9 protein-coding genes are annotated in these 8,833 nt (G+C 23.8%); 1 reads left to right on the forward strand and 8 read right to left on the reverse strand.

Annotation, left to right across the window (positions count from 1 at the left end):
- Positions 1-8: 8 nt before the first annotated feature.
- The 4 genes from AWT72_RS03215 to AWT72_RS03230 form a co-directional block, all read right to left on the reverse strand.
- Positions 9-2,012, reverse strand: a complete 2,004-nt coding sequence (locus AWT72_RS03215) for a transglycosylase domain-containing protein (RefSeq protein ID WP_067140737.1) — start codon at positions 2,010-2,012, stop codon at positions 9-11.
- Positions 1,996-3,069, reverse strand: a complete 1,074-nt coding sequence (gene rlmN, locus AWT72_RS03220) for a dual-specificity RNA methyltransferase RlmN (protein WP_067140739.1) — start codon at positions 3,067-3,069, stop codon at positions 1,996-1,998. The genes AWT72_RS03215 and rlmN overlap by 17 nt, the downstream gene beginning before the upstream one ends.
- An 8-nt stretch (positions 3,070-3,077) precedes the next feature.
- Positions 3,078-3,773: a ribonuclease PH gene (rph, locus tag AWT72_RS03225; protein ID WP_067140742.1), complete on the reverse strand. Its 696-nt coding sequence runs from the start codon at positions 3,771-3,773 to the stop codon at positions 3,078-3,080.
- Positions 3,774-3,876: 103 nt separating this feature from the next.
- Positions 3,877-4,155 (reverse strand): HU family DNA-binding protein, encoded by a 279-nt coding sequence (locus AWT72_RS03230; RefSeq protein WP_067140745.1) that lies wholly within the window; start codon positions 4,153-4,155, stop codon positions 3,877-3,879.
- Positions 4,156-4,384: 229 nt separating this feature from the next.
- Between AWT72_RS03230 and AWT72_RS03235 the strand changes: the two genes are divergently transcribed.
- Positions 4,385-5,617, forward strand: a complete 1,233-nt coding sequence (locus AWT72_RS03235) for a galactokinase (RefSeq protein WP_067140750.1) — start codon at positions 4,385-4,387, stop codon at positions 5,615-5,617.
- A 177-nt stretch (positions 5,618-5,794) separates the two neighbouring features.
- Here AWT72_RS03235 and AWT72_RS03240 read toward each other — a convergent pair whose 3' ends face one another.
- The 4 genes from AWT72_RS03240 to AWT72_RS03255 are packed head-to-tail and all read right to left on the reverse strand — an operon-like array spanning position 5,795 to position 8,814.
- Complete coding sequence (locus AWT72_RS03240) at positions 5,795-6,685, reverse strand: type II secretion system F family protein (protein ID WP_067140752.1); 891 nt, start codon at positions 6,683-6,685, stop codon at positions 5,795-5,797.
- Entirely contained in the window at positions 6,682-7,425 is a 744-nt protein-coding gene (locus AWT72_RS03245) for a hypothetical protein (RefSeq protein ID WP_067140754.1), read from the reverse strand. The genes AWT72_RS03240 and AWT72_RS03245 overlap by 4 nt, the downstream gene beginning before the upstream one ends.
- On the reverse strand, positions 7,422-7,934 hold the full coding sequence (locus tag AWT72_RS03250) for a hypothetical protein (RefSeq protein ID WP_067140756.1): 513 nt from the start codon (positions 7,932-7,934) through the stop codon (positions 7,422-7,424). Before AWT72_RS03250 ends, AWT72_RS03245 begins: the two co-directional genes overlap by 4 nt.
- Complete coding sequence (locus tag AWT72_RS03255) at positions 7,927-8,814, reverse strand: hypothetical protein (protein ID WP_067140759.1); 888 nt, start codon at positions 8,812-8,814, stop codon at positions 7,927-7,929. Before AWT72_RS03255 ends, AWT72_RS03250 begins: the two co-directional genes overlap by 8 nt.
- Positions 8,815-8,833: the final 19 nt, after the last annotated feature.

Raw genomic sequence — 8,833 nt, forward strand, 5'->3', positions numbered from 1 at the left:
CAATTCACCTAATACTTAAATGTATCATAATATACATCTTCTTTCTCAATAGGCTCAGTTCCAGAAATAAATAGTGCTTCACTTGAATTAACTCCATCTGTATCTAAAAAACCATTGTGTAAATCTATAACTCTTTCTACATATCTTCTATCGACTATTCCATCAATAATATAATCAAAATTCGTTACATTATAGTTAGGTAAATTTACAACAGCCTGCATATAATTTTTCCAAATAGGTACTGCTAATCTTGAACCAGACATACCTGCACCCATACTCTTATTATCATCATTACCAACATAAACTACTGTTACTAAATTAGGTGTATAACCTGTAAACCATGCAGTTACATAAGAACTTGTTGTACCAGTTTTTCCTGCCATAGGTATAAGATTTCCATTTTTATATACTTTACCACCTCTTGCTGTACCATTTTCAACAACTTTCCCAAGCATATATGTTAACAGTGCTACACTATCAGTATCGTAAATTTTTTCTTTTTTATCATCTGCTTCATATATTACTTCTCCATATTTATTTTCTATTTTATAAACAAATTTAGGCTCTATTTTATAACCACCATTTGATAATGGAATATAAAATCTTGCTAAATCAATAGGAGTTGTAGTTATAGAACCTAGTGATAAAGTTAAATCATTAGGAAAATCCTCTGTTTTAACACCAGAATCAAACCACAATTTCTTAATATCTTTTATATTAAGCATATTCATTATTTTTACTGCTGCTATGTTATTTGATACTTGCATTGCTTTTAGCATAGTAATATTTGCTGTAAATCTTCCACCATAATTTCTTGGATGCCATCTACCAAAACTACTTGGTGAATCTTCTAATACTAAATTCATGGGATAACCCTTTTTAAATGCTTCTAAATATACTACCGGTTTAAATACTGACCCAGCTTGTTTTCTAGCATATAAGGCTCTATTAAAGTCTCCCTTTCTAAAATTTTTACCCCCAACTATTGCTTTTACAAATCCATTATTAGAATCTATTGAAATTAAAGATGCTTGTAAGTTAGAATACTTCTTTAAATTTTTATCTTTTTCAAATGCTTTATATGCTGCTTTTTGCATATTAATATCTATTGTGGAATATATTTTATAACCACTAAATAAACTTTCACTAGATTCATCATCAATTTCTAAAATTTCTTTTAATTCTTTTAAAATTATTGTAGTTACCTCAGGTGCTAAATTAGAATTTGATAATTCTTCGGCTTCAGAAATTTTTTCTAAGTCTTGATTAGTAACAAATTTTATTTCCTCAGCTTTTGCATTTTCATATTCTTCTTTACTTATAAAACCACCATTATACATTGTAAGTAGTACTATTTTTTGTCTCTCAATAGCATTTTCTAATTTTGAATATTTAGTAGGAGATTTAGGTATACCTGATAATATTGCTGCTTGTCCTATTGTTAAATCTTTTGGAAGTACTCCAAAATATTTTAATGAAGCATTTTTTATTCCATATGCTCCTTTACCAAAATTAATAGTATTTAAATAGTATTCAAGTATCTCATCTTTTGTATATATTCTTTCCATTTCAACTGCTAAAACTGCTTCTTCTATTTTTCTTCTTAGTGAACGCTCTCTTGTTAAAAAAGCATTCTTTACTAATTGTTGTGTTATTGTACTTCCACCTTGTCTACCAGTATGTGTTACATTTAAATATACTGCTTTTCCTAATCTTAAAAAATCTAAACCATGATGACTTCTAAATCTCTTATCTTCAACTGCGATAAAAGCATTTTGTACGTGTAATGGAATTTCATTTATAGAAATAGGATCTCTATTTTCAAGGGCTAATACATCTATTTGCCTCCCATTAATATCATATATTATTGATGGTTTTATTGGTTCATAATTTTCCAATAATTCCACAGGATATTTTCTTTTTACTTGAACATATATATAAGTTAGACTTAGAAGTGATAAGACAAATCCAACCCCAATTACATATAGTACAATTCTAATTATTTTCTTCATTTATTTCTTTCTCCTTTTTTACTTTTAACTGACCGCATGCAGCCTTTATATCTTCTCCTTTTGTTTCTCTTAATGTAACATTAACTTTTGCCATTTTTAGAAAACTCAAAAACTCTCTTCTTGCTTTGTAAGTTGGAGTTTTATAAGGTTTCCCTTCAACTAAATTATATGGTATTAAATTAACATGTGCATTAAAAGGTTTCAAATAGGCTATAAGCGAATTAGCAGATGACCTATCTATATTTAATTCATCTATTAAAATATACTCAAAAGTTATTCTATTATTAGTAATTTTTTGATATTCCAATAATGCTTCTTTTAATTTTTGTAAGTCATACCTTTTATTAGTTGGCATAATAATATCTCTAATTTCTTGTTTAGTTGAATGCAATGATATAGCAAGATGAACTTGTTTCTCATCATTTGCAAGTTTAACAATTTCTTTTACTAAACCTGATGTTGATATAGTAAAGTTACGTTTAGATATATTTTGACCCTTATCATAATTTAATATGTTAATTGATTTTATCACATTATCATAATTTAAAAATGGCTCTCCCATTCCCATATATACTAAATTAGAAATTTTTTCCTCTTTTTTTTGCAATTCCTTTTGAATGTAATAAAATTGCATTACTATTTCAGATGAAGTCAAATTTTTCTCAAATTTCATGGTCCCTGTTGCACAAAAATCACATTTTAAAGGGCAACCTACTTGTGAAGATACACATAATGTCTTTCTATTATCATGCATAAGTAAAACTGTTTCTAGTAACATTTTACTATCGAGTGAAAATAAAAACTTTTTTGTCTCTCCATCTTCTGATTCTAAAGTATTAATACATTTTAAATTAGGAAAATAAAAATAATCTCCTAATTTTTCTCTAATTTCTTTTTTGATATTTGTAAAATTATTGAAATCAAATTCTAATTTATTATGTACAAAATCAAAAATTTGTTTTGCAACATATTTTTTTAATCCCAATTCATTTACTACTACTTTTTCAATATCTTCTATACTAGCATCTATTAAATCAATTTTTTTTATATTTTCCATTATCACACCTATAATAAGAATAATAAGTCAAATGCATTTTTAGAAATTTCAATAAAATTAAGGAGATCTGAATACTTAAATGTTGCATTTTCTCCCGTTCCTTGTATTTCAATAAATTCATTCTTATTATTCATAACAATATTCATATCTACTTCTGCCCTAGAATCTTCACTATAATCAAGGTCTAACATCATTTCACCATCTATTATACCTATACTAATTGCAGCAACTTTAGATATTAATGGATTCTTTGCTAATGTTTTATTGGCCAATAATTTTTGTATTGCTAACTCTAATGCTAAATAACCACCTGTTATAGAAGCAGTTCTAGTTCCACCATCAGCCTGCAATACATCACAGTCTATTGTTATTGTTTTTTCACCCAAAACTTCAAAATCTATACATGCTCTTAAAGATCTGCCAATTAATCTTTGTATTTCAATAGTTCTACCTGTTTGTTTTCCCATATTTGATTCTCTCTTATTTCTAGTATTAGTCGCTCTTGGTAACATACTGTATTCCGCAGTAAGCCATCCTTTACCTTGTCCCCTTAAAAATTGCGGTATTTTATCTTCTACTGTTGCATTACATAGGACTTTTGTATTACCAAATTCTATTAAAACTGACCCTTCTGCATGCATAGTATAATTAGGAGTTACTTTTAACTCCCTCATCTCATTATTTTTTCTATTATTTGCTCTCATATGTACTTCCTTTTTTATTTTATTATATCAATTTAAAATAGTTTTTTCAAATAAAAAACACCATTTGAAAGAATAAAGCTTTCATAATGGTGTAAAATACTCACTACTTATTATTTAATTTATCTTCTAATCTTTTTCCAACAGTAAATTTAACAACTTTTTTATCGGGTATAACTAGGTGTTTTCCAGTCAAAGGATTAATTCCTTCTCTACCTTTTCTAACTATTTTAGAAAAAGTTCCCCAACCTACAAATCTTACTTTATTTTCCTTTAAAAGAGATTCTTCTAATGTTTCTAACATAAGATTAATATATTTTTCAGATTTCTTTTTTGATTCGTTAGTTTTTTTAGCAAATAAATCAATAAATTCTTTCTTTTTCATACCTTTTTACCACTCCTTTACATTGTTATTTTATACTATTATATAATGCTTTTAGGCTTTGTCAACATTTAAATAATTTACTCATAGCTAAGTTAATTTAATATTGATAAGTATATTCAATATAAAAACAGACATTTTATATTCACGGTTAATTAATTTTTCAAAAAAATACTTTAGCTTATAAGTATTTTTTTTTATTTCTAGGTAAAATTTAATTAGGAGGTCTATAATGAAATATGTTGAAAATTTATTAAAAGTATATAAAAATGATTTAAGCAAAGTTACAAGATTTGAAAATCTTTTATTAAAATTTGAAGAAAAATTTGGCAAAACAGAAAATTATGAATTTTTCTCTTCTCCTGGTAGAACAGAAATTATAGGAAATCATACAGACCATAATTTTGGAAAAGTTGTCTGTGCTAGTATAAATCTTGATACTATTGCTGTTGCTAGTATAAATAATAGTAATTTTGTTCATATTATAAGTCTTGGTTATGATGAAGACTATAAAATTGATATTACTGATTTAAATATAAAAAAAGAAGATACTTGGTCTTGTATTTTAGTAAAAGGTTTACTAGAAGCAATAAGTAAAATTGGTAAAATCGGTGGTGCTAATATATGCATCACATCTGATGTTATATCATCAGCTGGTGTTAGTTCATCTGCTTCATTTGAAATGTTAATATCTTGTATAATGAATTCATTTTTTAATAATAGCGAATTAGATATAATAAAATTAGCTAAGACTGGTCAATATGCAGAAAACAATAACTGGAATAAAAAATCTGGCTTATTAGATCAAATTGCATGTGGCTATGGGGGTATGATTGCCATTGATTTTAAAGATATAAATAATCCTGTTATTGAAAAATTAAATTCAACTGATTTAGAAAATAAATATGATATAATAATAACACCTACTGGTAAAGGACATGCGGATTTAGGAGATGAATATTCTAGCATTCCTAATGAAATGATTAGTATTTCTGATACACAACTTCGTAATACTAGTAAAGAAAATTTATTAAAAAATTTAAATGAAATTAGAGATAAAGTATCAGATAGAGCTTTACTTCGTGCTATGCATTTTTTTAACGAAAATGAAAGAGTTGATAAATTGATTTTAGCATTAAAAGATAAAAGATATGATGAATTTCTTGAAATAGTTAAAGAATCTGGTTTATCATCTTGGAAATATTTACAAAATGTCTATGTTAATTCTGATCCAAGTTATCAACCAATATCACTTATGTTGGCATTAACTGAAAACTATATAAAAGACAATAATTTAAATGCTTCATGTAGAGTTCATGGTGGTGGATTTGCTGGTGTCATTATGACAGTATTAGAAAGAAAAGATAGTGATAAATACATTGAATTTATTGAAAAATATATAAAAGATAAATGTTATAAAGTTAATATTAGACCATATGGTTCAATAAATATTAGTAGAGTATAATTATTAAAAATAAAATAAGTATACAATTAAAATTATTAGAACCACTATCAATAATATTCATTGCAAGTATAGTAGGAATAGTTACTATTTCGATAATGTTACCACTATTTAGTATAGGAGAAGCAGTATACTAAGTCAAAAAGTAAAGGGAATGTTTTTTATCATTCCCTTTAATAATTATACTCTACTAATATTTATTTTATTTTTAATATTTTGCTCATATATGGTGCTAATATTTTTGAAACTTTTAGATAAATTACCAGTTTTTTCTGAAATTTTTATGTAATTTATAATATCAACAGGAAAAAAAAATTCTTTTTCAAATGCTATGACTATATTTTCCCCTTTTTCTATTTTTTTTATTATTCTTTTTATACATTCTTTAAAATATATATTAGTACAATTATTCATTCTAAGTGCATCTGAAAAATCTAAATTTGCTTCTAATAATAAGTGTATATTTTTAGAAAATTTTAATATATTTATATCTCTTACTAAATTTATTTTTAAAATATATTTATGAAATTGCTTTTTATTATTTTTTATAATTAAAAATACTATACAAATTGTTGAAATTATTGAAATTATGATAATAAAGAAATTATTTTTTATGAAATCACTCATATTTAGTATTAATCTAGTGATATAAGGTAATTCTACGCCTGTATTAGCGTATATTTCGCTAAATTTAGGCACTACTACTACCAAAAGTACTATTGTTATAATTAAAGTCGTTACAAGCACTAATATTGGGTATATAATTATTCCTAATATTTGTGATTTAAGATTATCAATAAACTCATATTCATCTTTTAGTAATTTTAAACTGCTGGCTACATTTCCTGTATTATCTGCAAATCTAAAAAAATTTAAAAATTGTTCATCTTTTGAAATATTTCTAAATGAATTAACTATACCATCGCCTTTTTCTAGTGATTTTTTGGCTATGTATATTTTTTTCTTGTCAATATTTTTCAATATTTCTAATGCTTCTATCAATTCTATATCAGCACTTACCAAATCATATAACTTAGTAACAAATTCTTTTCTCAATTTAAAATCACTCATATTATTCTTACTTCCACTTCAATATATACATCTCTAATCTTTTTATCATTTGATTTATAACTAAATGTTGAATTTTCATAATTTTTACTTCCCCCTATAAATATTGACATGCCATTATCAATATTTACAGTTGTCTTAATTAGATTATCATTAAAATATATTTCTGCATTTAATTCAATGTATTTTTTATAGTATTTATGCTTTATTTTAGGATTTAATACAATTTTTAAATCAGAAATTTTTAATTCACCCTTTGAATTATCTAAGACTAATATACTGGGCATAATTTTTAATTTAATTTCACCATTTTTTTTGAACTTTGCTAATCTATTATTTTGCTCTTTTCTTAGATACTCTATCAAAGAAATATTACTATCTTTTGACCAATTTATACCTAATCTATATATCAAATCTTTGCTAATATCTAATATCTTAACTTTCATATACACTTGTTCTTTCGGAGTATCTAATTTATCTAACACATTAATTAACTCATTAATTTTTGACTTATTACCATAGATTATAATTTTATTTTCATAAGGCTTTATATTTAAATTTTCATATATATCTAATGCTTTTATAATATCTTGAGAATCTTTATTTTTCAAATTATATATATAAGTTATCTTATTTTCAGTATTAATATGATTATTATTTTTACTACTTACTGGTATCAGTCCCTTTTCATTATTTGTAGCAAATATAAGTTGTGTTATTAAAAATAATACTATTTTTTTCAATTAATTTCCCCCTTTTCTACATAACCTAAACTAATAATAAATTGACCATATTTTAATACCATGCTAAAATTTTTGAAATCAATATATATATCTGAATTATTTAGTTTATACAAAAAATAAAATAAATCCTCTAAATTTGAATTTAATTCTAAACTAATATATTTTAAATAATATCTATCATATTTTTTGTAAATCACTTCACTACTAATATTTATGATTTCAATATTAGTTTTTAACGCTGTTTCATATAGAAACCTTTTTAATTCATTTTTTGATATGCTAATGGCATCAAATTTATCTTTGTCTACATTATCTACCTTTAAGGTCGATTTTGCTTGAATTTGGGCCTCTAATTCTGCTATTTCTTTCTGTAAATTTGTTAATCTTATATTATTATTCTCTTCTTCTAAAAAAAGTTTTAAATATTTATCATAATTTGATTTATAGAAAATTCCTGAAATTAAAATCGATAAAATTAAGCAAAGTCCGATAATATATTTGTTAGTCATATTTATCTAAATTATATGATATTTTAAAATATAATTTTTGATTTTTTAATTTTAAATTTTCAATTTCGAAATCTTTAATGTTTTTATTTAATATTTCCATATTATCACATACTCCTTCTAATGTTATTTTGTTATTAAGTAAACTAATTTCATAATATTGTATACCTTTGTTGCTTAATTTTAATAAATATTCTACAATTCTTTCTATTTCATGTTTTTTTAATTCTTCATAAAAACTTTCTTCAATTTTTATTTCACTTAAATTTTTTAAATTTAATTTTTTTTCTTCCAATTCTCTTTCTAAAATTTCAATTTTTTTATAGGTAATTTCTATATTACTTGACAATTCATTATCTATAAAAATTTTACTTGCTATTAGATAATTTAATAATATGAATACTACTAAACATATCAAGATATATTCATTTTTTAGTATATTTATTCTCATATAATTTTTTGCATTAGTTGATTCACTAATACTAAATATATATTCTAATTGCTCAGGTAAATTTATTACTTTTAATCCCGTTAAATCTATATTATCATCAGCTGTAAAATTCATTATTTCTTCTTTTTCATTAGAAATATATATGCTTTTGTCATGGCTAACACAAATACATTCACTAAAATTTTCTAATAGTATTTCTTTTAATAAATATATTCTATATATTTTTAATTTATATGCCTTAAATATTTTAATATAATATTCATAATCACTTATAGTAATGTCTAATATTAAAATAAATTTTTCTCCCGTATTAAAATTCAATTCATCTATTATTTCTTCTATGTCTAACTCTAATTCTTTAAATTCATACTTATATATTTTATTATCTTTTTGAACATATAATTCATTATATCTAATAAATATTTTTATCATTTAAATCTTTCCAATCTTT

This window comes from Oceanivirga salmonicida, from assembly GCF_001517915.1.
GTDB lineage: Bacteria > Fusobacteriota > Fusobacteriia > Fusobacteriales > Leptotrichiaceae > Oceanivirga > Oceanivirga salmonicida.